Below are 26,500 nucleotides of genomic sequence, written 5' to 3' on the forward strand. Positions count from 1 at the left end.
ATGCTTTGATCAATTCGTTCTCTAGCAATATAAGATGTAGGGTCAATACGTTTCCAGCCATGATTTTCTTGCCAGTACTCAAGCCAGGCGTGGGCGTCTTTTTGCCTGACAAGCAAATATTGTCCAAAAGGATTCCATTCACCGCCATGATACCCAAGCACAACCCGCGCAGGGATTCCTGCTGAACGTAGAATAAACGTTACGGCGCTTGCATAATGTTCGCAATATCCTTCCCTGGTTTCAAACCAGAATAAATCAAGCTGGTCAGAGCCGTGCCCTACCGGCTTGGGATTAAGCCGATACCAGAATGGCTTTTGCTGAATATGGTGTAAAATTTGTTGTACAAACTGGGTATTGCTGCCTTGGAACTGCCGCTTTCTGTCTTCGGCCCATTGTTTTAAGCGAGGATTTGCATGAGCAGGTAATTGTAAATTTTGTTGTTTCTCGACTGGGCTTAAATAAATGGCCTGATTTTTTTGGCTGGTTAATCCGTATGAAAAACGGCGGGTCACAGGCTCGCCATTCCATCTCATCAGACCGACTGAAGAGGAGAACATAAGTTTTGGCCATCCTTCACCGGGATTTTTTAAATAAAACAGCCATTTTTTTTCATGGGGCTCGAGTAGAATTTCATATTCAGCTTCTTGCTTTGAAGGCAAAAGAGCAAGAGGGAAAAAAACATTATTCTTTTTCGATTGTTTCCATCCCGCGCCATCATAGTAATCCAGTATTAATCCATACCAGTAAAGGGCTGGGGTTGCTTTTGGGTTTTTAAATGTGATGCGCATGACTGTGCTTTCGTCAGGCGCCAGTGAAGAAAGAGAGCCTGGACTCATTTCTTCTTTAAAAGCCGTATGTCCTTGCGAAGGAGGTGTCACATGCCATAATGGATTCACCCTGGGAAATAGAAAAAACATTAAAATCGTAATCGGAAGTACAATAAGCAGATACTTCAAACTTTGCCTGGCTAATTGACCCGCAGATATTGAAGGCAAAACGAGCTTAAGCGATAAAAATAAAATGGCGCTTATGGAGGCGATAAGATACAAGAGAATCCATAGTTTTGCATGCAATACAAGGGCCGTGAATATGATATAAAAACTGGTCAGGATAACTACTTTGATATCACGTAAAGTCTGAATTTCAATAATTTTTAACCAAAAAAAACTCGTCAGAGCGCCGATAAAAAAACCGCTGGAAAAAAAAGAGCCGTATTGCCATTTAAGCAAGGCAAGGAGAAGCATGACAAGAATAAGGCGCAACCATCGCGGCAGGATTGGAAAATAATAATAATGCGCTGTTGCCTGATAGGAGACGGCAACCAGGGCAAGGAATGATAGCCACCAGGGTGTGGCAAACACATGGGGAAGAAAGCAAAACCCCATAACGAGCAACGTATAGCAAAGCGTTAAAAAAGGTACTTGTTGGCGGTAGTTAATTCTCATAAGTGGCCAATTCCCGTAAGCATTTCTGCAAATGCTGCCTGCCATGGCTGATTTCTGTTCGTTTTCCCTGTAAATCCAGGCCGTAGGCATGTCCCTCCTGCTCCGCAGTCTGAAGCCAATAACTCAGCTGCTGTAAATTAAGCTCCTCTTCCTGGTTATCCAGATCTTCAATACGAAAAAGCCAATTTTCGCCTGCAGGGCTAACCATGGTTTTCAGATACCATCCCTGCCCGCGGGCGGAAATTTTCCAGGCAATACGTCCTGCCTGAGCCCAAGGATTCAAAACAGATTTCAATTCATATAATTCTTCCTCGCCGATTTGATGGCTGAGGTATTGTTTTTCATCATTTCCAGTCTGCTTAAGAGGCCAAAACCCAGGATTTTTAGCTGCGGGATAAACATAGTATTCACGATTAAAAAACAAGGTGGCACGCACTGAAAATATACCGAGCGGAAATAAGCTCTTGATTGTGACTGGAGGCAGGATAAAGCGGCCGCGTTTGGGAGTGGCTAAAGGCAACACTACAGTACAGCCTTGTTTTGAAATGCAGTCAATCCTGATTGCTTCTCCTCCTGGAAATGAAAATGTTAATCCATAGCGGATAAATTTATCACCTTGAATTGAAAACGAAATTGCCACAGGCTTGCCTTGTTCGGTATCTTCAATCGATTGACAGCTTATCGTTAAGCCTTTTATATTACGATGGCTCTCCCACATGGAAAGCAGCGCAAGAGAAACCATGCAAAAGGCCAGCAAAAAAGCCGCATTCAGTTGATAATTAATAGCGCCGATGGTCAAAGACAAGAGCACCAATATAAACGCCAACCCAAATCCTGAGGGAAAAATATAAATTTGTTTTGAATGTAATATCTGGGGATTGCCAGTGGGGGCGCGTTTTTTAATCCATTTCAGAATTTTTTTTGTAAAAAATGTATTGATTGAAGCCATTAAACCGGAACCTTAACATGATTGAGCAAAAGATCTGCCGGAGAAAGCAGAATGTCAGATTTTTTGAGCACCAGCCGATGATTGACCACTGCCTGTAATATTGCCTGCACATCGTCGGGACGAATAAAATCACGGTCATTGACCATGGCATACGCTTGAGAGGCGCTGATAATGGAGCGCCCTGCCCGTGGACTCAGGCCGTGATTAAACCAGTCGTGGCTGCGGCTTGCGTGTAATATATCCTGAACGTAATCAAGGATTAAAGGCGATACGGTGATTTTCTGGCACTGGCGCTGCAGTTCTAAAAGCTGTTCGGGGCTCGCAATCGCCGGGGATTCAGCAAGCATCAATCTTTGTTCCTTATTCAGCAATAACGCTCTTTCCGCATCGGGAGGGGGGTACCCAATTGAAAGGCGCATTAGAAATCTGTCCAGTTGCGACTCTGGCAAGGGATAGGTTCCTGTTTGATGTACCGGATTTTGCGTGGCAATCACGAAAAAAGGCACAGGAAGCGGTTCAGTCCCCGCATCAGTCGTAACCTGCCTCTCTTCCATTGCTTCAAGTAATGCGCTTTGTGTTTTTGGGGTTGCCCGGTTGATTTCATCTGCAAGAATCAATTGCGAGAAAATCGGACCGCGGTGAAAATGGAATTTTTGTTGCTGGATATCAAATATAGAGACGCCAAGAAGATCGCTTGGCAAGAGATCGCTTGTAAATTGGATGCGTCGGTACTGCATGCCGGTAAAATGCGCCAGAGCATGGCTTAAGGTGGTTTTTCCCATGCCTGGGATATCTTCAAGCAACAGATGTCCATTTGCAAGCAAGCAACTGATAGAGAGCCTAACTACTTCTTCTTTACCTAATACAATTGAATTTAAAGCTTTTTGTAATTTTTTTAACATATAGGGTCTGCTTTTTTAATCACATGGAACAATGATCAAAATATTGTTGGTGATTCGCTTTAATAGAAAGTATATACCCTTAAAGCGTGATTTTCTGGGAAAATGGTTGATAACTGTATTTAGCCTCGGAAACATGCTACTTTTAGGGGACTTAAATATCCTGTCTCAAGGGCAGCGTATATCCCTGTTGAAACCCTTGCGGTATGGCAATGCGGCTAGGCGTAGCGCCTGATTCAGCGCTGCTTTTTATTGGGCAGGGATGGTTATTATGTTGCCGGTATTATTAGGGTATACTTTTTACGCTTACAGGGTTTTTAGGGGGTAAGGCAGCGCATGAGGGTTATCATCAGGATTGATACCCGCATTCGTTGAAACAGGTTTATATTGACATATCCTGAGGTATTGATTTTATGCATGACGGTGCTGTTTTTTACACAATTTTTTTAATTTTCGGCGGCGCTGCGGCTTTATCTACTCTTGTTTTATACACCAGGCAGTCTCTGCTGGTTGCATACATTTTATTAGGCGCAGCCTTAGGCCCCTGGGGCTTACGATTAATTACTGACTTAAGTGCTGTTCAGCAAGTTGGCGATATGGGCATTGTATTTCTGTTATTTTTACTGGGATTACATTTGCAGCCGCAAAATCTGATCCATATGCTAAAGAAAGTAACCTGGATTGCATTAATCAGTTCTATTGTTTTTGCTTTGATTTCCTATTGGGTGGGCCGCTGGTTTGGATTGAGTTCAGCAGAATCCTGGGTGCTTGGCGCAGCCATGCTTTTTTCGAGTACCATCATAGGGCTTAAATTACTGCCAACCACCATTCTGCATCATCAGCACACAGGGGAAGTGATGATTTCCGTCCTTTTGATGCAGGACTTAATTGCTATTGTGGTGCTGATCATAATCAATGGGGCGCAGCAGGGAGGTGGATTATCCCTGGATGATTTAGTGCTGGTTGGCGTTGCGCTTCCCTCATTGATCCTGTTTGCCTTTTTGGTCGAGCGCTATATTTTGATAAAACTTCTGGCTCGTTTCGACAGAACCCAGGAGTATGTGTTTCTGTTATCTATTGGCTGGTGTCTTGGTTTATCTATTCTTGCGCATAAGTTGGGACTTTCAGAAGATATTGGCGCATTTGTGGCTGGCGTAGCGCTTGCATCCAGTCCTATTTCTCTCTTCATTGCCGAAAGTTTGAAACCTTTGCGTGACTTTTGCCTCGTGATGTTCTTCTTTTTTGTGGGGGCAACGTTTAACTTCGGTTATGCCGCGCAAATCGTGATTCCGGCATTTCTGCTCGCCTCGCTGATGCTTTTTTTAAAACCGATTTGCTTTTATTTCTTGCTGTATAAGGCCGGTGAGAAAAAAGCGGTTGCAAAAGAGGTGGGCGTGCGCCTGGGGCAAGCCAGTGAATTTTCCCTGCTGGTAGCAAGCATTGCCCTAAGCAGCGGCCTGATATCCGATGCTACATCCAATCTGATTCAGGCCACGACAATCCTGACATTTATCGTATCTTCTTATGTTGTTGTTTTAAAATATCCAACGCCTCTTTCACTGACAGAAAAAATGCGTAAAGACTGAGGAGATGAATATGAAACTGTTTGTGGTGGTCGTTGCTTTGCTGAGCGAGCGTTTTTTTGTGCACGCTGCTTCTGGCAAACGGTTTTATTGGTTTTCAAATTATTGTCACACACTAATTTCAAAACTTCAAAAAATACCTTTTTTATCTTCATCATGGGCCAAGCTTGTAGCGGTTGTCACGCCCCTGCTCACTGCGGCATCAGTTATTTTATATATATCCGGTTCGATATTTTATGGCTTTGCTGAACTGGTTTTCAATATCATTATTTTTTATTATTGCCTGGGGCCTGAGAACCCATTTTACTTTAAAGGGTCTGAATCCAGCGACTCAAGAACCGCCAACTATCTGATAGAGGCAAATAGCAAGCTTTTTGCAGTGATTTTTTGGTATATGGCGCTTGGCCCCCTTGCAACCCTCTTATACCGAATGATTTCATTGTGTCAGAACGAGGAGCAGGTAGATGGAAATGCCAGGTTGCTGACTGGTATTTTTGAATGGCTGCCCGCTAAAATGACCGCTTTGCTTTATTTATTGGCAGGAAACTTTCAGGCGGGGTTTCATCATTTCGCAAAATTATTTTTTACCCTGCCGAGTAATAATCAGAATATCTTAAGGCTTTGCGGACTCGGGGCTTCCGGCATAGGAGAGGAGCAATCCCTGAATATTCCGCAAGCTGAAACTCTGGTGGAACATGCGCTTCTCATTTTACTCGTTCTATTATCTTTCCTTACCCTCGCTTCCTGGGTGTGACGGGGTTTATATATAAAAAGATTAGCTTAAGGTTCATTAATTATGGTTCAAATACTTATCCGAATTAGCATGGCAGCTTCAATCCTGTTGCTGGCTGGATGCCAAAGCCACACATCTCAGGGCAATAATGCACTTTGCCAGATAAAATGCAAAGAGAACTTTATATCTTGCACAAAATTATGTCAGGATAGCTGCAGGCAATGCGCGGCCTGCGCCATGGAATCAGCGGGCAAACATTATCTGCGTTACCGCCATCAACAGTGCGTACAGGGTAAAATTATTGCTCGTGAGTTGAAATCCTACCACGATCCTCTACAATGCCGCAAAACAACCTGTGATTGCTCCGCGGATTATCATGTGTGTCAGCAATCATGTACAGGAGTAATTCATAAAAGGCTGCAGGTTGCGCCAACTTGCTGCTGATATTATTTAGCGGGGAACTTCATGACAAACGAACAAATGAATGATATTGATCCAACCGAAACCCGGGAATGGCTGGATGCATTGCAATCAGTGATCATCCATGATGGTAATGAGCGCGCGGCGTTCTTGCTGCAAGAGTTGCTCAATAAAGCCAGTGCCCAGGGCATTAAACTTGCCACATCCATCCATACTCCATACCGCAATACCATAAAACCGCATGAAGAAAAACAAATGCCGCCTGATGAAGGAATAGGCAAACGCATTAATGCGTTAATCCGCTGGAATGCGGTTGTCATGGTTTTACGCGCCGGTAAGCACGCACCCGAATTGGGCGGGCACATTGCGACTTATGCATCTGCTTCTACACTCTATGAGATCGGGTTTAACTACTTTTTTAAAGGCCCTAAAAACAATGGCGGCGATTTGCTCTATATTCAAGGCCATTCATCGCCCGGTATTTATGCCAGGGCTTTCCTGGAGGGCAGGTTATCCGAGCAGCAACTTGATAATTTTCGACAGGAAATTGAAAAGGATGGGTTATCATCTTATCCTCATCCATGGCTCATGGAAGATTTCTGGCAGTTTCCCACTGTATCTATGGGTTTGGGTCCTCTACAGGCTATTTATCAGGCACGCTTCCTTAAATATCTTGAAAATCGAGGCCTGATTGAAGCAAAAGGGCGTAAAGTATGGGCGTTTCTTGGCGATGGTGAAATGGATGAACCTGAATCAGTAGGGGCCTTATCCATCGCGGCCAGGGAAAAGCTGGATAACCTAATCTTTGTCGTAAACTGTAATTTGCAGCGCCTTGATGGTCCTGTGCGTGGAAACAGTAAAATCATCCAGGAGCTTGAAGGTTTATTCCGCGGCGCGGGTTGGAACGTTATCAAGGTGATCTGGGGAGGCCGCTGGGATCCGCTCTTTGCAAGGGACAAGGACGGCTTGCTGCAAAAACGGATGGAAGAATGTGTGGATGGCGATTACCAAAGTTATAAGGCTAATGACGGCGCTTATGTTCGCGAACATTTTTTTGGCCAGTATCCCGAGCTCAAAAAAATGGTCGAGCATATGTCTGATGAGGAGATCTGGCGTTTGAACCGAGGCGGCCATGATGCGCAGAAAGTTTTTGCCGCCTATGCTTCGGCAGTAGAGCATGAAGGCAGCCCAACCGTTATTCTGGCGAAAACGATCAAAGGATACGGCATGGGAGCCGCAGGTGAGGGGTTAAACATTACTCACCAGCAAAAGAAAATGTCTATAGAACAGCTACGGGCTTTCAGGGATCGATTCAGCATTCCAGTAAGTGATAGCAAAATTACCGAGTTGCCTTTTTATAGGCCAAGCGAGGACAGCCCGGAAATCCAATTCATACGCAAACAGCGTGAAGAATTAGGCGGGTATTTGCCGTTCAGAAGCAGCGAAGCAGAACAGCTTGAAATTCCAGACCTGTCTCACTTTTCTGCAGTTACCAAAAGCTCTGGTGACCGGGAAATCTCAACAACCATGGCATTTGTCCGAATTTTGTCGATATTGTTAAAAGATAAAAATCTGGGTGAACGCATTGTTCCGATAGTTCCTGATGAAAGCCGTACTTTCGGCATGGAAGGCTTATTCCGCCAGATTGGAATTTATTCCCCGGTCGGCCAGTTATATACGCCGGTTGATCATGAGCAGGTGATGTATTATCGCGAAGCTCGCGATGGGCAAATGTTAGAAGAAGGGATCAATGAGGCTGGGGCTTTCTGCTCTTGGATAGCCGCAGCCACCTCATACAGCACTAATCAATTACCCATGATTCCCTTTTATATCTATTATTCAATGTTTGGTTTTCAACGCATCGGGGATCTGGCATGGGCTGCAGGGGATATGCGGGCGCGGGGATTTCTTCTCGGCGCTACTTCAGGAAGAACAACACTGGCAGGCGAAGGCTTGCAGCACCAAGATGGCCATAGCCATATTTTGGCGTCAACCATTCCCAATTGCGTCGCATACGATCCCACCTTTGCTTATGAATTAGCCGTTATTATTCATCATGGTTTATATCGAATGTATCAAAAACAAGAGAACGTGTTTTACTACATTACGGTAATGAATGAAAATTACCATCAACCCGAGATGCCGGAAGGTGTTGAGGAAGGAATAATCAAAGGGATGTATTTGCTGCAGGAAGCGGATAAAAAACAGGAACAACATGTGCAGCTTTTGGGAAGTGGGGCTATTCTTCGCGAAGTGATTAAAGCCGCTGAAATGTTACGGGAAGATTATTCTGTCTCCGCGGATATATGGAGCGTCACAAGCTTTAATGAGTTGCGCAGGGACGGAATGGCAATAGAGCGTTATAACCGTATGCATCCGGATGAATCTCCAAAACAAAGCTATGTCAGCCAACAGTTGTCTGGCAGAAAAGGTCCTGTTGTTGCGGCTTCTGATTATATGCGCCTGTATGCCGATCAAATTCGACCCTATATTGAAGCGCCTTATGTGACATTGGGTACTGACGGTTTTGGCCGAAGTGATACACGGGCCCGATTGCGGCACTTTTTTGAAGTGGATGCAAAATTCATTGTCATTGCCGCATTAAATGCCCTGGCAGATCAGGGACAACTACCAAAATCATCTGTTCTTGATGCTATGAAACGCTATAACATTGACCGTGATAAACTAGACCCGGTGAATCATTAATATCAGACTGGTCGCACATAGGTATGAAATTGATGCCTTTGATGCTAGCGGCTTTCAAGCCCATCAAGGCTTGAAAGCCGCTGGATCAAGCCAGAGTGAAACTCCCGGAACCCATTCTGGAATAGGTTGGCTAGATCTGCTTTGTTGAATTTTTGATATAAAGGCCCAAGCCTTCAGAAAGCAGCATTCATACATTGGAAAATCAAGCTAATAAAGCGAGAAATAAGTATGGCAAATCTAAAAGAAATAAAAATACCTGATATTGGTGGCGCCACGGATGTGGATGTCATTGAAATACTGGTTAAAGAAGGAGATGAAATCGAGCAGGATACTCCGTTAATCACGTTAGAGTCTGACAAGGCCAGTATGGATATCCCGGCTCCTGAAAGCGGGATAGTCAAGGACATCAAGTTAAAGGTAGGCGACAAAGTATCAGAGGGCGATATCATTCTGACGCTGGCTAATGAAGCCGGTTATCAGCCTGAAACATCTGCTGAAAAAGAAAATGAACAATCAGGCAATAAAACTCATGTTGAGAAACATCCAGGCAAAACAGAGACTGTCAAGGATAAAGTCACTTCTGAACCAAAAGAGAAATCTGTCAAGGTTCCTGATATAGGAGGAGCAAGCAACGTAGATGTAATTGAGGTTCTCGTCTCGGAAGGCGAGGAAATCGAGAAAGACACGCCCTTAATTACCCTTGAGTCTGATAAAGCCAGCATGGATATTCCATCTCCTTATTCCGGTAAAGTGCGTTCTATCCGAATCAAAGTCGGAGACAAGGTTGCTGAAGGAGATGAAATTTTAACCTTGCTCACAATAGAAAATGTATCTCAGGCACAACAAAAAAGAGAAGTACAGGAAGAAAAACAGGCAAAAAAGGAATCCCTGCCCCAAAAAGAAGCCAGAGGGCCTGCGAAAGAACCTGAAACGAGAGTTACAGAACCTGCTCAACCATTCTCGTCTGCCACTTTAGAAGAAGCAGCCATTCCAGCAGGTCCAGCAGTAAGGCGGATAGCGCATGAATTTGGCATTAATCTTGCTGAAGTTCGAGGCACAGGTCGCAAGTCAAGAATCACGACCGAAGATGTTCAAAACTATGTAAAAACCAAATTGCAGGAAAAAACAGCCAAAGGTCCTGTGGCGCTACCTGCCGCACCAAAAATTGATTTTAGCCAATTTGGCGAAATTGAAACCAGGCCTTTAAATAAAATCAAGCGCCTAACGGGTGTGAATGTACATCGCTCCTGGATTACTATTCCCCATGTGACACAATTTGATGAAGCAGATATCACTGATCTTGAGTCATTTCGTAACTCCCAGGCTGAAGAGGCCAAAAAAGCAGGGTTTAAACTCACTTTGCTTGCTTTTGTTTGTAAAGTTGTCGGCAAGGCGCTGACGGTTTATCCGCAATTTAACAGTTCCCTGGATGAAAGCGGTGAAAATCTGATATTCAAAAAATATGTCAATATCGGTGTCGCAGTTGAAACACCTAATGGTCTTGTGGTTCCCGTTATCAAGGAAATCAACCGCCTAACCGTAAGCGAAATAGCACAGGAAATGGGGCGCTTGAGCAATAAGGCCCGTGAAAAAGGACTCATGCCCGCTGATATGAGCGGCGGCTGTTTTACCATCTCCAGCTTGGGCGGCATAGGGGGCACGGCATTTACTCCGATTGTGAACAGCCCTGAAGTGGCAATACTTGGATTATCCCGTTCATTGATGAAGCCCGTGTTTAAAGACGGCGCATTCATACCTCGCCTGATGCTTCCTTTATCCTTATCGTATGATCATCGCGTTATTGACGGAGCAGAAGCGGCAAGATTTACCCGGTATATCAGTGACAGTTTAGGCGATATCCGCAAAGTATTATTGTAAAAAAGTTTATATAAATGAGGCTTTAACATGACAACAGAAATTAATGCAGATGTAGTGGTAATTGGCAGTGGCCCAGGCGGTTATACCGCAGCTTTCCGCGCGGCGGATTTAGGCCAGAAGGTCGTTCTTGTGGAGCGGTATGAGAATTTAGGCGGTGTTTGTTTGAATGTGGGCTGCATTCCTTCCAAGGCTTTATTACATATAGCCAAAGTCCTCGATGAGACGCGTGAGATGGGAGAGCATGGAATTTCTTTTGCTGAACCTGAACTGGACAGTAAAAAACTTGTCAATTGGAAAAATTCTGTGGTTAAAAAATTAACAGGCGGGCTCAACGCGCTGGCAAAACAACGCAAAGTTGAAGTAGTCAGGGGGGAGGCAAAATTTTCCGATTCGCACCAGGTGATTGTTGACACCAAAGACGGTGCAGTGAAGGTTCATTTTAAAAACGCCATCATAGCGGTTGGCAGCGAATCTGTAAGGTTGCCTTTTATTCCGGAAGACAAGCGAATTTTCAGCTCTACAGGTGCGCTTGAGCTTAATGATATCAAAGGCAGTCTTTTAGTGCTTGGCGGCGGAATCATTGGCCTTGAAATGGCAACCGTGTATGCGGCTTTGGGAGTCGATGTCACGGTTGTTGAATTCATGGATCAATTAATGCCTGGTGCCGATGCAGATATTGTGAATGTTTTGCAAAAACGCATGAGTAAAAAAGGCGTTAAATTCCTCTTAAAAACCAAGGTAACCCATGTCGAAGCCAAAAAAGACGGGTTATATGTCACCATGGAAGGCGAGCACAAAACAGACAAGCCCATGTGTTTCCAGCAAATGCTCGTTGCAGTTGGCCGCAGGCCAAATGGCGGCAATATTGCTGCCGAAAAGGCAGGTGTACAGGTTGATGATCGCGGCTTTATCCATGTGGATAAGCAAATGCGCACCAATGTTAGCCACATCTACGCCATTGGAGACGTGGTCGGACAGCCAATGTTGGCCCATAAGGCAATCCCTGAAGGAAAAGTGGCAGCGGAAGTCATCAGTGGTAAAAAGCATTATTTTGATCCGAAATGCATCGCAAGCGTTGCCTATACCGATCCTGAAGTTGCCTGGGCAGGCCTTACCGAAAAAGAGGCCAAGGCGCAAAATATTTCTTATGAAAAAGCGGTATTTCCCTGGGCGGCAAGCGGACGTGCTTTAAGCATGGGGCGCGAAGAAGGAATGACCAAGCTGCTCTTTTGCTCAGATACGAGACGCATCTTGGGAGCGGCGATTGTTGGTATCAATGCCGGAGATTTGATTGCAGAAACTGCGCTGGCAATTGAGATGGGTTGTGATGTGGAAGATATTGCTTTAACCATCCACCCGCATCCGACCTTATCTGAAACCATAGCCCAGGCAGCTGAAATTTTCGAGGGCAGCATTACTGATCTTTATATGCCTAAAAAGAAAAAGTAATCGGGATAGGGCGTGTTGATTGCTCTTCGCGCCTTATGTGCCTCGGCTTGCCCGAGGCATCCAGGATACCTATATGAAGAGCTCATTTCTTCATGCAGAGCACGCCATTCTGAGCCAAGCCCTTCAATCAAATTAATTTTCCATTGCCAGCGCTGAGATAGATTCGCCTTCGCGGGAATGACAATTATCCTTTCTTTTTGACTTTAAATGCCAAACTGCCATTCTCCATATAAACATCGACAGTATCGCCAGGCTGAAATTGCCCTTGTAATAACGATTGAGCCAATGGATTTTCGAGCTTTTGCTGTATGGTTCTTTTTAAAGGGCGGGCTCCATAAACCGGATCAAAGCCTGCCTCCGCCAGGTATTCAAGAGCACTTGGTTCAACCGACAGATCAATATCTTGCTGATTAAGCCTCTGGCGAAGATAATTGATTTGAATGGTCGCAATACTTGCAATTTGTTCCCTGGTTAAAGCATGGAACACGACGGTGTCATCAATTCGGTTAATAAACTCCGGGCGGAAATGCTGGCGCACGAGCTCCATAACAGCATCTTTGGTTTGTTCATAGGTCATTTTGCTTCCAATATCTTGAATGATGTCAGATCCAATATTGGAAGTCATAACAACGACTGTGTTGCGAAAATCAACCGTTCTCCCCTGACCATCGGTTAAACGCCCGTCATCGAGCACTTGCAGCAAAATATTAAATACATCATGATGCGCTTTTTCCACCTCATCCAGTAAAATAACAGAATAAGGTCTGCGCCGGACTGCTTCAGTCAAGTATCCGCCCTCTTCATAACCGACATATCCAGGAGGCGCGCCAATCAGCCTGGCTACTGAATGTTTTTCCATAAATTCTGACATGTCAATTCGGATCATGGCTTCAACTGTATCAAACAGGAAAGCAGCCAATGCCTTGCAAAGTTCTGTTTTACCAACGCCTGTTGGACCCAAAAATAGGAATGAACCGATAGGGCGATTTGGATCTGCCAATCCCGCGCGAGAACGGCGGATTGCATTGGCAACCGCATCCACAGCTTCATTTTGGCCAATGACCCGTTGATGCAAGGCTTCTTCCATGTGTAACAATTTTTCCTTTTCACCTTCAAGCATTTTTGCAACAGGGATGCCCGTCCATTTTGAAACTACTTCAGCAATTTCTTCTTCGGTAACTTTATTGCGCACTAATTTAGGCTCTTTGCTTTCTGATGTTGAAACCTGAGCCAGCTGTTTTTCAAGTTCCGGAATACGGCCATATTGTAATTCAGACATACGGGCGAGATCGCCTGCGCGTTTTGCAGTTTCCAATTCAATTTTGGCCTGTTCAAGCGCTTCTTTGATATGGGTTGTTCCTTGCATGGCCGCTTTTTCTGCTTTCCATACTTCTTCCAAATCAGAATACTGCTTTTCCAGGTCGCGAATCGTATGCTCCAAATCTTCCAGCCTTTTTTTGGATGCTTCATCCGTTTCTTTTTTTAAAGCCTCGCGTTCAATTTTTAATTGGATAAGGCGTCTGTCCAGCTTATCCAGGCTTTCTGGTTTTGAATCAATTTCCATACGGATTTGGCTGGCTGCTTCATCAATCAAATCAATGGCCTTATCCGGTAGTTGCCTGTCTGAAATATAGCGATGCGAAAGCGTTGCTGCCGCAACGATGGCGGGATCAGTAATTTCCACACCGTGGTGCACTTCATACCGTTCCTTCAAACCGCGAAGAATAGCAATAGTGTCTTCAACGTTGGGTTCATCAACCAGTATTTTTTGAAATCGGCGCTCAAGGGCTGCGTCTTTTTCTACATATTGGCGATATTCATCAAGTGTGGTAGCGCCAATGCAATGCAGCTCGCCACGGGCAAGCGCCGGTTTTAGCATATTGCCTGCATCCATGGCTCCTTCCGCCTTACCGGCACCCACCATTGTATGCAACTCGTCTATAAATAAAATAATCTGCCCTTCCTGCTTGGCCAAATCATTTAATACCCCTTTTAGCCGCTCTTCAAATTCTCCGCGGAATTTAGCGCCGGCAATCAAAGCGCCCATATCGAGCGATAAAAGTCGTTTGTTTTTTAAGCCTTCCGGCACTTCCCCATTAATAATGCGTTGAGCTAATCCCTCGACGATGGCTGTTTTCCCAACGCCTGGTTCGCCAATTAACACAGGGTTATTCTTGGTTCGTCTTTGTAATACCTGGATGGTGCGGCGGATTTCATCATCACGGCCAATCACGGGATCCAGTTTTCCCTGTTCTGCCCGTTCAGTCAGGTCAATGGTATATTTTTCCAGAGCCTGGCGTTGTTCTTCAGCGTTGGGATCTGTGACTTTTTCTCCACCGCGAATATCTTCTATCGCTTTTTCAATGGCTTTGTTTTCAGCGCCTGCCTGCTTAAGCAGCTTTGCCAGTGTGCCGCCTTCCTTGAGAGCCGCGAGAATAAACAATTCACTGGAAATATAATTATCCTTGCGCTCTTGCGATAACTTATCAGTCAGATTTAACAGCCGTCCGAGATTATTGGAAATATGGATTTCTCCGCCAGTGCCCGATACCTTTGGTAATCGTTCCAAAGCCTGGTCAACTGATGTTCGCAACTGAGAGATATTCACACCTGCTTTGGTCAAAAGCGGCCTGCAACTGCCTCCTTCCTGATCCAGAAGCGCTTTCATCAGATGCTCGGGTTCAATAAAACCATTATCGCGGCCGATTGCCAAAGACTGGGCATCAGCCAGCGCCATTTGAAACTTTGATGTCAGTTTATCCATTCGCATGAGCATTACCTTATTAATGGTGATAAGAGGGGTGGTGATTGTTTAAATTGTGTTCCGTTTCACGTAAAATGTGGGTATTCGCCTTAAAAAAATCAAGTCTTTTTATGAATAATCATTCTTCTACAGATAATGCCGAATCACAAGCGCTGGTCAATAAGCTGGTTCTCGAGTACATGCGCGAACAAAAACGCAAGCGCTTTTGGCGATGGGTCTTTCGATTCATTATTTTCCTTTTTATTATGTGGTTTGGTTATCAGATTTTAGCTTTACGCAGCGCAAATCTTGCAGCCAAAGCCAAGCCCCATGTTGGCCTAATTGATATTGAAGGAACCATTTTTGCAGATCAATCCGCTAATAGTGATAATTTTGTCAAAGGCCTTGAGGATGCTTATGAAAATGAAAGCCTGAAGGCTTTAATCATACGAATTGACAGCCCTGGCGGCAGTCCGGTACAAGCCGATTACATGTTTAACGCCCTGATGCATTACCGCAAAAAATACCCTGATATCAAGACTTATGCTGTATGCGTCGATGCCTGCGCTTCCGCGGCTTACTACGTTGCGGCGGCTGCGGATGAAATATACGCCAATCCGTCAAGTCTCGTAGGCTCAATCGGTGTTTTATATAACGGTTTTGGCTTTGTGGATACTTTGGACAAGCTTGGCGTCTCAAGAAGATTATATACTGCAGGGCGCTATAAGGGATTTATGGATCAATTCTCTCCAGAAAACGAAAAAGAAGTTAAGATTTTACAGAATATGCTTGATATCATTCATCAACAGTTCATCAAAAGGGTCAAAGAAGGCCGCGGGAAGCGACTGGTGATTGATGATCAAACCTTTTCAGGACTATTCTGGACTGGCGCTCAGGCTAAAAAGCGCGGGCTAATTGATGGCTTTGCAAGTTCTGGTCAGCTGGCAAGAGACATCATAAAGATTGACAGAATCGTCGACTACACCCATAAAGATAATTTACTTGAACGCGTGGCTAAAAATATAGGGACTGCCATGGCAAGCCAGACTGCGTTAATTCTGGGTGCAAGACCAGGCGTACAACTTCGGTGAATTCATTTTGCAGCCTGGATTAGACAAAGTCGTAATCCAGGGTTTTGCTCCGCCTTGTCCATACTACGCTTCGCTAGAGCTATCCCCGAAATAGCAAGCGGTAACCTTATTGTGTGTTTCGGTTTTCAATGCCTGCATTCTTGTCTGGGAATAATTGCAGAAAGTCGGACTGTAATTTCTCAAGATCTATTTTTTCCGCATCTTTGGGTGTGTGATTGGACTTAAAAAAGGTTTCTTTAAAATCAAAACTCCTTTTTTGTAATTCATTCACGGTTTTGGAATACATTTGTTTGTTAGGGATGCGTTTGGTAAAAAGAGCGATGGCTTCAGTTTTAGAACCTGGCATGTTTTCTAATTCTGATACGGCATGAACAGGATTTGCGCCCAGGGCAATCATTTTTCCGGCATCAGCAAAATGGCAGCCTTGAGTGTAGCCAATCAATGCCTTATTCAGCATTCTTTGTATTGCAATTTCTTCAACAGCATTGAGGGTGTCTTTAGCCGCTGATTCGTTACAATTGATGCCGCAGGCAGTTAATAATTCCTCTACCAACGCGCTATGGCCGTTTTTTGCCGCCTCTTTAATCGCATCTCCATAATATCTTGTGCCTTCCAGGAGATTAAATAGCGGCTCTTTTAGATTGGCAGATGCATAGCCCAGGATAGCAGGCAAGAGATATTTTTCTGAACTGGTATGCAATGCGATATTGACTTGTAAAGTATTGCCTGCCTGTGCCATACCGAAAATTTTTGCTTTCAGTGCGGCATCTTTATTTTGCTTACAATTCGATATCAGCTTGTCTGCTTCTTTTAAAGCCCCGCCACGGGCATATCCCATAACTGCCTCGGGCAGAAGGGAGTCATTTTTTTTAAGCAACTGGTTGACTTCTTCAACATGTTTGCCGAATGCATACCCATATACTGCGTCGCGATACGCGCTCGGCGCTTGAGATAACTCGGTATCAAAGATATTGACTTTGTTTTCAAACGCCAAACGATTGATTAAGTTTTCACCGCAAAATTGAAATTGGAAGTAAATGGAGGATAAAGTCATCGGCTTTCCCAAAAATGAGTCATGGCTAACTTATAGTTTATATCAAAGCTGTAATCCATGCACAGATCGAAGAAATCCAACAACACTCATGGTTTTACTTAATATTTACTTAATCCTTTGTTGCTATAGTTCTAGATAGATGCAAATTACATGCACACTGAATAGAGAATTTTAATTAAAAAGTGTACAATGTATGAATATATAAAGCAGTTTATAGAGGGGTTTTATATATCTTAACGGGAACTTATCCATGAATTTAAATCCTGAGCAGGCGAAAAGCTTAATTGAAAAGTACCTGTCTGAAAAAAAACAGCAAATCAAGGGCAATGATTTTACCGCTTTTCATCGTGTGTTTTCGCTCGTTGAAAAGGAAATAGGCGAGCACTTAAATCTTGCCGCCATTTCTACAGGAAACGAAACTTATCAGAAAGAACAAAAACAGTTATTTAAGATTCTGGATGCCGCAATTGAGTTTCAGGACGCAAATTTTGTGTTCCATGAATCCAGGGCAAGAGAAGCCATTCTATTGGCAAAAAAATCTTTTGATTTTACAGATGTTCGCTCCCTTCACGGGCAATTAAGCAATCTCGGAATCCAGGAAAAGTTCTTAAAGAATACATTGAGCGCCCAGGAATGGCTGACTGATATTGATATCAAACGCGCCCTCGCAATCATGGGGCTTAAAGATGCAGTGCACATAAGCCGCTTTAACAGCACAGACATTGGCATGCATCTCCATTTTGAGCGTAAAAAAAGACAAAATGTGACCGAGCCTTACTCAATTCCTTTTATCTTAAATAAAGGCAGTACGGGAAGTCGGGAGGGTATTCATTGGTTTGCGGGTATTATCACAGTAGATCCGCAAAAGCGCATGATACAGTATCAGGTCAAAGACAGCTTTGCCTTAAATGAAACCCAGAAAAAAGAAATAAAAAAAATAATTGAAAGCGCTATTCATTATCAAGAGAAATACCTCGACGAAGAGAAGCAGGAAAAAGCGTTTGAAGCCTTTCCAGAATGGGTTATCGATACTCAACATAGCACAATAGTTGGCGAATCCAAGCAAAAAGACAGCTATTCTTGCGGTTATCGTGCGTTGCATGCCATTTTGAATGAAGGAAGCCTCGCTTCAACAGTGAAGGAAAATGGCTATGCGGTACGTTATGCGAACTCCGATACCGACAGCCCAACGCTCGTGAAGCAATTCTATCAAATACAGCTGGAAAAACTCGAAGTAAAAGAGGAAATTTTACAACATTTAACCATAAAAAAACGATTTGAATCCATAACCGGTTCTCAAAATAAACGCCTCTCTCCCGAACAGATTGACAGCGCCCTTGCACCGTATAGCCTTGCAAAATCTGAAAAGATCCGTCCTGAGTCCCAGACTCATCCAGTTGTTATAAAAAAAATAAATACCATTAGTGTTTACGACAAAAGTGTCGCTTTTCCAGGCGGCTTGATTGATGAAAACTCGCCGCTCTGCAAAGAGGACTATGATGAATTTTTAACCCGCCTGGCTGGGTGGTTGAAGAATAACCAAAAAACACTGGCGCAATTGATTATTGCCCCTTGTACGAATGAAGCCCTTGACGGTTTGAACGCCTTTTCAGCATCAGATAACCCGATTGGATTTGAAGAGCTGGTACTTAATGTCTCTGATATGCCAAAGGAAGGAGTGAAAGACTTTATCGTCAAGCTGAAAACCTTGTTATCGAACATGTCCTCAAGCCAACTTGCAAGATTAACGCTTGTTGATGAGCAGTCAAAACTAAATAAAGAAGATTTGCAAGCCATAGTTCACTATGTAAAAGAACGTGGCATTACTGTGGAACTGATATTGCCAAAGCCTTTTCAAAATCAAGATTTGCAACGCGAAATTGATGAGGCGGTATCGACGAATCAATTTAAGTTGGTTCAAGGCTTATCCGAACAAAGCCAGTTAAAAACCAAAAAAAGTACTGAAGTAAACAAGCCCGAAAAAAAGCGTACCCGCCCCCGCCTTGATTTGACTAAGAACCTGAACAAAGAAGTTGAATTGCAACAGGAGCAACAGGTTGAAGTGGCTGTTGCTCACGAGCGCATTATCGATAAAGAAAAGCAAGATAAAGAAATTGGCGCGCTTGATGTTTTGAGCGCCAATGAATTTGATAAATTTTTTACAAACCTTAAAGAGCGTAAACTCCTGATTTCTGACGAGCAATATCTTTTGTCAGAGCAGGACGCAAGAGATGCCTGGAACGCCTGGTATGGTCATATTTTTCATCAGGAAAGCATGCAATATCTGGGACAACCACTGCTTGGCGGCATAACCCGCGAGGCATGTGAGGTGTTGCTCAAATACCGCGACAAGGTTCAGTCGGGGCTCGAATTTGATCACTTGCCGCGCGGGTTTGCCTTGGTGGAGTATCCGGAAGGCACGGGCTCCAGAGTGCTGCACTATGATAAAAACATTGCTTTACTTGCAGGCAAGCAGGATGAATTGGCTCTTCAATTTGGCAAGCGGCCTGCCTTAAAGCATCTTCCATATCCGCTTTTTGAAGCCGCGATTAAAAAACTGCAAAATGGAGATGAAAGAGATAAAGTGATTGCCGCTCAGTGGGAAGTGTTGAAAAAGGCAGAATATGAGCGCGAGGCAGTGCAGGGCTTTCAGGATAATCTGCCGTTCTTGCTGCATTTCAACAAGAAGCAGCTTGATGCTCTGTTTGCTCTTTCTTTCGAAGACGGGAAGCTTGTAACCCGTAAATTTGAATTATTAGTCAGGCACCTTCCCCAAATTGCCGCCGTTTTTCCTGATGAATTCGCTAAGGATATACAACCTGCTGCGAATGCACTGCTTTCTGTATTCGGTTCGGAAGAAAATGTGAAGAAGGCAGTGGAACTTGCCAGAACCTTTAAGCCTCTGCAGGAAAAAAGCCTTTTATCCATACTGATAGATGATAAGAAAGAATTAAATGAACAGGTTAAGAGATGGGAAAAAAAGCTCGGGAGCCTTAATCATGACGCATTGCTGCAAGTCTATAATCAATATGGCGAGGCAGGTTTAGAAAAGCTCTTTGCCCAATGGGAAAAAACAAACCTCGACGTTTTAAAAACACTGCACCAGAATTTATATGTTCATGGCCAAAGTTATGCGCCTTTTCTAGCTGAGGCCCATCAAGACGCAATCAGCGCTGTTCAGGGGCTACAAGGCGCACAAAAAGAATGGTGGAATTTACTGCTTAAACAACATGCTAACGCGGCAGGCTATGACGACTTGCCGGCCTTGGTTGATGCTTTTAAGGCATTTTCCACCTTCATTCAGGATAAAAAATTAGAATTTTATCCTCTTCAGAACGATGCTTTTTCCAGCGTAAAAAGCATGCCTGTTGCCCTGGCAAGGATAACTTCCATTCTCAATCATTGCCCGAAAGAGGACTTAAAAGAGCAGTGGGAAACTGTCAGCGCGATTCCCTTGGCATCGAATGGTGCAGTTCGGGCAATTCATGATGCTGAGATCAATAAGAAAGCCTGCACCATCCTGTTGCCAGAGATGGATTTAAAAGACACAGAATATGATGCGGTTCATGGGTATGACACTGCAAACTCTCCAAAAAAAATTGGCGAAAGCAAGGATGAGAAGGCGTTAGCAAAAAATGTCTACCGCTATCTGGCTGCTCAAAAACACCGCCTGCCCATTCGTTTTTATCAAGAGGCATTGGCAATTTTATTGCAGAAAGATAAAAAAACGTTCCCCATAGAGCTTAAAGCCAAGCTTGCTGCCATGCTTGTGGATGCAACGACAGGAGCCCAAAACAGCCTTCATTTGGCGTCTGTGGAAGAATCGCTTAAGCAATGGAAAATCATGCTTGAAGGATTGGAAAACCTTCCCCTGCCTTCGGCAGTAAAAACACTTCTGCCTGGAGTAGAAAACAATGCGCGAGGCCAATTTGTTGACCGGCTGTATACGCTAAGCAAGCCCCCTGCGTTACCTATTCTTGTGAATTTATGCCTGATGATTGCCAACTCGCTGAAGCTCGACTCTCTCAATCTTTTTACAATCAAAGGCGAATTCGACAGTAAAATTGAAAGACTAGATAAGACCTGTTGGCAATTAGAATTTTTAACCAAGTATTATGAAGATGCAATTTATGAAGGCATGAGGTTTTATGAGAAAGCTGATTATGAGCGGCCTGCGAAAGACTCTATCTTCTATTCTCATATCAATACCGCATTAAGCATTGCGCAATACAATGAAAAAAAAGGGACTTTGGCTAATCCTGATGATCGCCTGAAATCGTTAATGCAGCTTATCAGTACCTTTAATTTACAGTCTGATAAAATTGAAAATCTGAATACGTATTTAGGCGTAGCAGATGCAATGTTTGGCGATAAGAAAGAAGCTGTCAATTATGCCTTGTTCTTACTGCGGCAAATGGAACGCAATAAGCTTGTAAATGATACCCAAAAGCTGGATGCTGATACATTAAACAAATTTATCCAAAATTTAGGCCAAGACTACTTCTTACTGGAAAAAAAACCTGAAAACTATAAAGCGTTTATTGAAAACGCTGTCCAAGAGCGTTTTGAAAAGTATTACTCCGAGGGTTTCTTTGAAAAATTAAAAGCAATTGGTATTCCTGAAGATGTAAAAAACATCATTAAAAAACGGTTTGCAAATGAAGAGCAAGAGTCTATCGAATTCATTTTAAACAAATTTTCCAGCCCAGGTGATAATCTTCAATACAAGTCATTGGTAGAAAAAATAGCGCTTGTGGCAGGTACGCTTGAAGCGTCCGAGCGCAATTTGTTCCTCGGCAATTTAAAGCGTGAAGAATTGTTCAAAACAACTGCCATCGCGGATTATATTGGACTTATTGACGCTGTGTTGGAGAGAGGCCATGTCAATGATTTCAATTACCTCTTGGCTCAGCCTGAATCCCATGGCACAGACGGCTTGTGTCAGAAAGCGCAGTTATATTTAAAAACCATACTGCCGGAAATTGATAAAACAAGGAGCAAGGCTGTATCTAAAATGGATTCCTTGACTTTTGTGACGCAATTATTGCTTGAAAGTTCCAAGGACAGCCTAAAACGTCAATTTGAAGATAGAAAAGAAGATGCGCAAATACTCGAATCACTCATTAAGCGATTGGATGCCGCTGAAAAACTTCTTGCCGCACAAAAACCAGTTGATCTTAAAAAACTGCAAGAAGAAATTCAAAGCTTTAATGAAAAGAGCTCTTTTAAAGATCCGGCAATCAAGGAATTGGATAGGGCGGTTGGCGAGATTCTCAAGAAACAGAAAGAGGCAGAATTACAAGAGCAGGAATTAAAAAAACTGGAGCAGAAAAAAAAGCAGCAACCAGAACCCAAACCTCAATCTGTAACTGAACAAATTACCACAGGTTTAACACGATTTTGGGGATTCGTTAAAGAGAGCTTTAAAAAAACAGTTCCCGCCAAACAAGAGCCCAAAGCCCAGATATCCGGCAGTGAAGAGAAAGCGATAAAAAAAGTTGAGGTGCCAACTTTAAATCCGCAATCGATAAAAGACGCTTTAAAAGCTTTGCAACTTGAAAAAGACAGAAGAAGTTATTATGCCGGAATGTTCCAGGAAGTCTTTGGTAAAGTTTGTCAAATTGCTGAACAGTATCCTGGCGCTAAAAATCTGATCATTGATTTTGTTAAAAATTACATTCGTGGATACGACAAGAAAGCCGGTTCGTTGATTGTCAATGCCTGGGAGTGCGTAGAGACCCTGCGGAAGCAATTTAAAGAATTGGATGATGTCGATATCGTGCGCTCCTTATGTGAACATTACAGCGGCCAAGAAGGCGATTATACACCAGAGAAGTTATTGGATATTCTTCGTGATGATGTGTTTACTCAACTTGAGAACAAGCATAAAAAATTATTGCTGAAAATCGCTTCTGCTTTGTTAAATAACGGCTATTTTTTCAAGCCCCAGGAATTCAAAGAGCTTTTAAGGCTATGCGCTCAAGAAGAAAAAGGCCAAGCCTTACTGGGGCTGCTTGCTCAATTTTATGATACAGCGCCATACCCTTCACTTCAGCAAATATCCGGCTGGCACGAAAAGGCTCTCAAGGAAAATGATTATAGCAAAAGCCTAACGTCTTGCTACGTTGAGTTTGATAAAACACCATGCCCTCGTGAATTTAAGGAAGATGATCCTAAAAGCAATGGCTTTCATCTGGCAGAAGCAAAAGAAAAAACAGGATTGACGCCGTCACAGCATAGCATTCAGGGGGTTGAATTTAGCGAAGAAGAAATTAAGGAACTGGAGGCAGCATCGCAAGCAGCAAAAGACAAGGCAACTGCCGACTTGATTAAGGAATTTAAAAGCTTTCATCCAGACGCCAAGCCGCAAGAGGCCAGTATGGCCAAGCTCGTGGCAGCGGCCGCGGAACTTTTGTACCGCAGTAAAGGAAAAGCGGGTAAACCGGGCAGCTCTTTTGAAATCAATACGACCCAATATCTCGCGGTTTATGCGGCATTAAAATCAGGCGGCCATAACCTTTGTGAAATTGGTACGGGGGAGGGTAAATCCCGCATCATGGCTATCCATAATGCCTGCCAGTTTGCTTTGGGAAAAACAGTTGATTTTGTAACCAGCGATGTGCAATTGGCAAGACGCGATTACCTTGCTTTTAAGTCTTATTATTCCCTCCTTGGGGCTAAAACCAACCTAATCTATCCTGATACCCAAACCCGTGAATACTGCATAGGCGGTATCAATTATTCTGACGCGTCAAGTTTAAGCCTGTTTCGCAATAAAGCCCGAAGCGCAGGTCATGGTGATTTGGTCATAGACCCCGATAGAACACGTCGCGCCTTATTGCTCGACGAAGCGGATAAAACCTATTTTGATGCCTATGACACCCGCTTTAACTATTCAACCCAGGGCGATGACAAGCTTAAAGGCATGGAGTGGGTATATCCGGTTCTCGTTCAGTTTTTCGATGAAAAAAAACATCTGGAGCTGTTTTACAATGATATGGATGCATGCAACAGCGCATTCTTTAATTTTGCCGCAGGAAAATGTAAAACCGAGCTTTATGCAAGGCTGAAAGCGCTTCCGACAGCCCAGATTGAAACCTGGCTTGAATCAGCGCTTACCGCAAGAACGCTTAGGTTTGGTGAAGATTTTGTCATCGAACCTGATACAACGGTTGTCACTCCCTTGGGTCCTAAAATTGCCAGTGAAGCACGCTTGATTGCTGACGGCAGGGTATCGCCACATTCGAAATTTTCATTTGGCGTGCATCAATGTCTGCACGCCAGGTTAAATTTATTGAAACAAAATCCCAAAAGGGAAACGGATAACACACTGCTGGCTAAAATTGAATCGTGCAAACAACCTTTTGTTCTGGATGCCGAAAAGCAAATTATTTATTCCTCAACCAGTAAAAGTTTGCTGGATGATTATGCCGAAGGCGTTTCAATCGGTGTAACCGGCAGCATTCCCAAATCAAAATTTGAACGGCAGGAAGCTCAGTTATTCCATGACATGACATTTATTTCAATTCCCCGCCATAAAGGAATGTTTCGGGAAGACAAGGCGGTTCGGTTAACAGCAAATGCCGAGCAGCAACTTGAGGCTTTGGTCGAATATATTCTTGAGGCAACCCGCAACAATCAGCCAACACTTGTTCTTTGTGAAAATGACAAACAAAGTGATCTTTTACATGAGAAGCTCAAGGAAAAATTATCCAGAAAAAGCTTTGAGCTTCAAAATATCCAGCGTGTTCACAGCCAGATGGCCGGTAAAGACGAAGATGCTGCGGTTATAAAAGCGGGCAAACCAGGCATGGTGACTATATCAACCCCCATGATGGGTCGAGGAACGGATATCCAACTGCAGGGTAACGCTCAAGAGAAAGGTTTGAAAGTCTTAATTACCTATCTGCCACGAGAGCGCGACTTAAAACAAATGATTGGCCGCAGCGGTCGATTCGGAAACCAGGGAGATTCCCGATTAGTGCTTGATAAAGAAGAGTTAAAGAAAAGGTTAGGAAAATCAAGTTTAAATGACGGTTTTTATACCAACACCGAAACTTATATCAGCCAGCAACAGGCTTTAATGGACAGGAAAAGGCAATGCGAGCGTTTGATTAAAAACGCAGTAAGTGATTTCAATGTAACGCTTGCCAAATCATTTTTTGAGGATTTGCTCCCTAACACTGATCCCGCGCAGCATAAGGATTTATACCCGCTTTGGATTAAATTTTTCAGAGAGAAAGATCAAGTTTGGAATGCAATCTGGCCTCAGATATTAAGTGAAATGGGTAAGCCCAACCCAAATTCTGAAGCCATCGATCATCACTTAACCCAATTTAAAGAAAAAACCCAATATCTATGGAAAGAACTGTATGAATCGGCAGAAAACATGAAATTACGCGGGGCAAAAACACAGGAGGAATCTCCGCTTGCTAAACTAATAAAAAATACACCTGATTTAAATCTCGGCACCAAGACAAAAGAATTGCTTAAAGAATTTTCAGTGAAGAAAGTCGTCCCGGCCGAGATTAAAGTGTACGACCGCTATGACCCCGCGCATGAAGGCCGTGCCGTATTATATTCAAGACCTTTTGAAAAACTTCGCGCCATATTTCGCGGCGAACGCAGCCTTTTTGCCGAATTCAACAGCTGGCGGAAGGGAAGCGGCATCTTATTTCCTAACTTGCGCGCCTGGTGGAATGGACATATGACTTTCGGGCAAATGTTGCTTGGCGGTTACAGCAGTCCGCCGGCTAAAGCGCAGCTTAGAAAACCGGTGTCAGGCGTAAAGGAAGAAACAAAAAAGACTTCTGTTACTTCCTATGGAACCATAAATGGCGCCTTAAACAAAAAAGAGAAGACAGTCAAACCTCCCCCTCCAGAGAAGAGCGCTATCAAAACTTTAGAAGAATATATGGGTGAGCATCTTGAGGATAATTTAGGACATGCGGCAGCCGGCATCCAACTTCAGGTGCAAAATGAAACTCATGGCAGGAGCATTCGTGTTCTCGATGGCAAAGTGGATTTGGCAAGCCTTGAGAAGGGGTATTACTTGCGTTTTATAGAGCGTAAAAATAGCCAATTTCATGTGTATGGAATTGAAGTCAAAGACCAGGGCAATGTTATTGTCCATGAAAACATACCTCCATCAGAAATGAAAAATCATGAGGATAAATTATTTAAAGAGCAATTATCTCAATTGCATAATGAACATAAAATCTATTTCCGCGCAGCAAAAGAAACAGGCGGCGGCATAGGCTTACATGAAGATTTGGCGCTCCATTATGCGAAGAACGGTTTGGTAGGTGAGTATGTGAACTCCAAGCTTTGTGCGTCTCATACCTTTCCGAAAAAAGACACGATGCCCAAACAAATGGAAGAACAGCATAACAAATTTACTGTCTAACGCGATGTTCGACTTTTTGCACGGGCACGATTTGCTCCGTGCAAAAAGTCGAACATCTCATATCTAGTACATTTTGATGCTAAAGAGTCCCGGCAAAGGAACTGATTCTCAACCTTGAACTTCTTATCATGATAAACTCAAGCG

The 26,500-nt window shown here is 43.6% G+C and carries 12 protein-coding genes; 7 read left to right on the forward strand and 5 right to left on the reverse strand.

The window, feature by feature from the left end:
* The 3 genes from Llon_RS04310 to Llon_RS04320 all read right to left on the reverse strand — a co-directional run.
* Positions 1 to 1,445, reverse strand: a 1,445-nt coding sequence (locus tag Llon_RS04310; protein ID WP_058528832.1) for a transglutaminase TgpA family protein, incomplete at its 3' end; no start/stop codon positions are given.
* Positions 1,435 to 2,394: a DUF58 domain-containing protein gene (locus Llon_RS04315; protein ID WP_058528833.1), complete on the reverse strand. Its 960-nt coding sequence runs from the start codon at positions 2,392 to 2,394 to the stop codon at positions 1,435 to 1,437. The genes Llon_RS04315 and Llon_RS04310, both read right to left, overlap by 11 nt.
* On the reverse strand, positions 2,394 to 3,296 hold the full coding sequence (locus Llon_RS04320; protein ID WP_058528834.1) for an AAA family ATPase: 903 nt from the start codon (positions 3,294 to 3,296) through the stop codon (positions 2,394 to 2,396). The genes Llon_RS04315 and Llon_RS04320 overlap by 1 nt, the downstream gene beginning before the upstream one ends.
* Positions 3,297 to 3,706: 410 nt before the next feature.
* Here Llon_RS04320 and Llon_RS04325 point away from each other — a divergent pair, with 410 nt between their 5' ends.
* The 5 genes from Llon_RS04325 to lpdA all read left to right on the forward strand — a co-directional run bounded on the left by Llon_RS04325 (position 3,707) and on the right by lpdA (position 12,062).
* Complete coding sequence (locus Llon_RS04325; protein WP_058528835.1) at positions 3,707 to 4,879, forward strand: cation:proton antiporter; 1,173 nt, start codon at positions 3,707 to 3,709, stop codon at positions 4,877 to 4,879.
* A 10-nt stretch (positions 4,880 to 4,889) separates the two neighbouring features.
* Entirely contained in the window at positions 4,890 to 5,630 is a 741-nt protein-coding gene (locus Llon_RS04330; RefSeq protein WP_058528836.1) for a hypothetical protein, read from the forward strand.
* Between the two features lie 444 nt (positions 5,631 to 6,074).
* Positions 6,075 to 8,735 (forward strand): pyruvate dehydrogenase (acetyl-transferring), homodimeric type, encoded by a 2,661-nt coding sequence (gene aceE / locus Llon_RS04340; RefSeq protein ID WP_058528838.1) that lies wholly within the window; start codon positions 6,075 to 6,077, stop codon positions 8,733 to 8,735.
* 228 nt (positions 8,736 to 8,963) lie between these two features.
* Positions 8,964 to 10,613, forward strand: a complete 1,650-nt coding sequence (gene aceF / locus Llon_RS04345) for a dihydrolipoyllysine-residue acetyltransferase (RefSeq protein WP_058528839.1) — start codon at positions 8,964 to 8,966, stop codon at positions 10,611 to 10,613.
* A 27-nt stretch (positions 10,614 to 10,640) separates the two neighbouring features.
* Entirely contained in the window at positions 10,641 to 12,062 is a 1,422-nt protein-coding gene (gene lpdA, locus Llon_RS04350) for a dihydrolipoyl dehydrogenase (RefSeq protein WP_058528840.1), read from the forward strand.
* 184 nt (positions 12,063 to 12,246) lie between these two features.
* On the opposite strand, the gene clpB is transcribed toward lpdA, so the two are convergent.
* Positions 12,247 to 14,832, reverse strand: a complete 2,586-nt coding sequence (clpB, locus tag Llon_RS04355; protein WP_058528841.1) for an ATP-dependent chaperone ClpB — start codon at positions 14,830 to 14,832, stop codon at positions 12,247 to 12,249.
* 104 nt (positions 14,833 to 14,936) lie between these two features.
* Between clpB and Llon_RS04360 the strand changes: the two genes are divergently transcribed.
* A complete protein-coding gene (locus Llon_RS04360; protein ID WP_058529094.1) occupies positions 14,937 to 15,896 on the forward strand; it encodes a S49 family peptidase in 960 nt (319 codons plus the stop codon).
* A 106-nt stretch (positions 15,897 to 16,002) separates the two neighbouring features.
* Here Llon_RS04360 and Llon_RS04365 read toward each other — a convergent pair whose 3' ends face one another.
* A complete protein-coding gene (locus tag Llon_RS04365) occupies positions 16,003 to 16,950 on the reverse strand; it encodes a hypothetical protein (protein ID WP_058528842.1) in 948 nt (315 codons plus the stop codon).
* Positions 16,951 to 17,200: 250 nt separating this feature from the next.
* Between Llon_RS04365 and Llon_RS04370 the strand changes: the two genes are divergently transcribed.
* Entirely contained in the window at positions 17,201 to 26,356 is a 9,156-nt protein-coding gene (locus tag Llon_RS04370; RefSeq protein ID WP_058528843.1) for a preprotein translocase subunit SecA, read from the forward strand.
* The last annotated feature ends 144 nt before the right edge of the window (positions 26,357 to 26,500 follow it).

The sequence above is a fragment of the Legionella londiniensis genome (genome assembly GCF_001467825.1).
GTDB lineage: Bacteria > Pseudomonadota > Gammaproteobacteria > Legionellales > Legionellaceae > Legionella_A > Legionella_A londiniensis.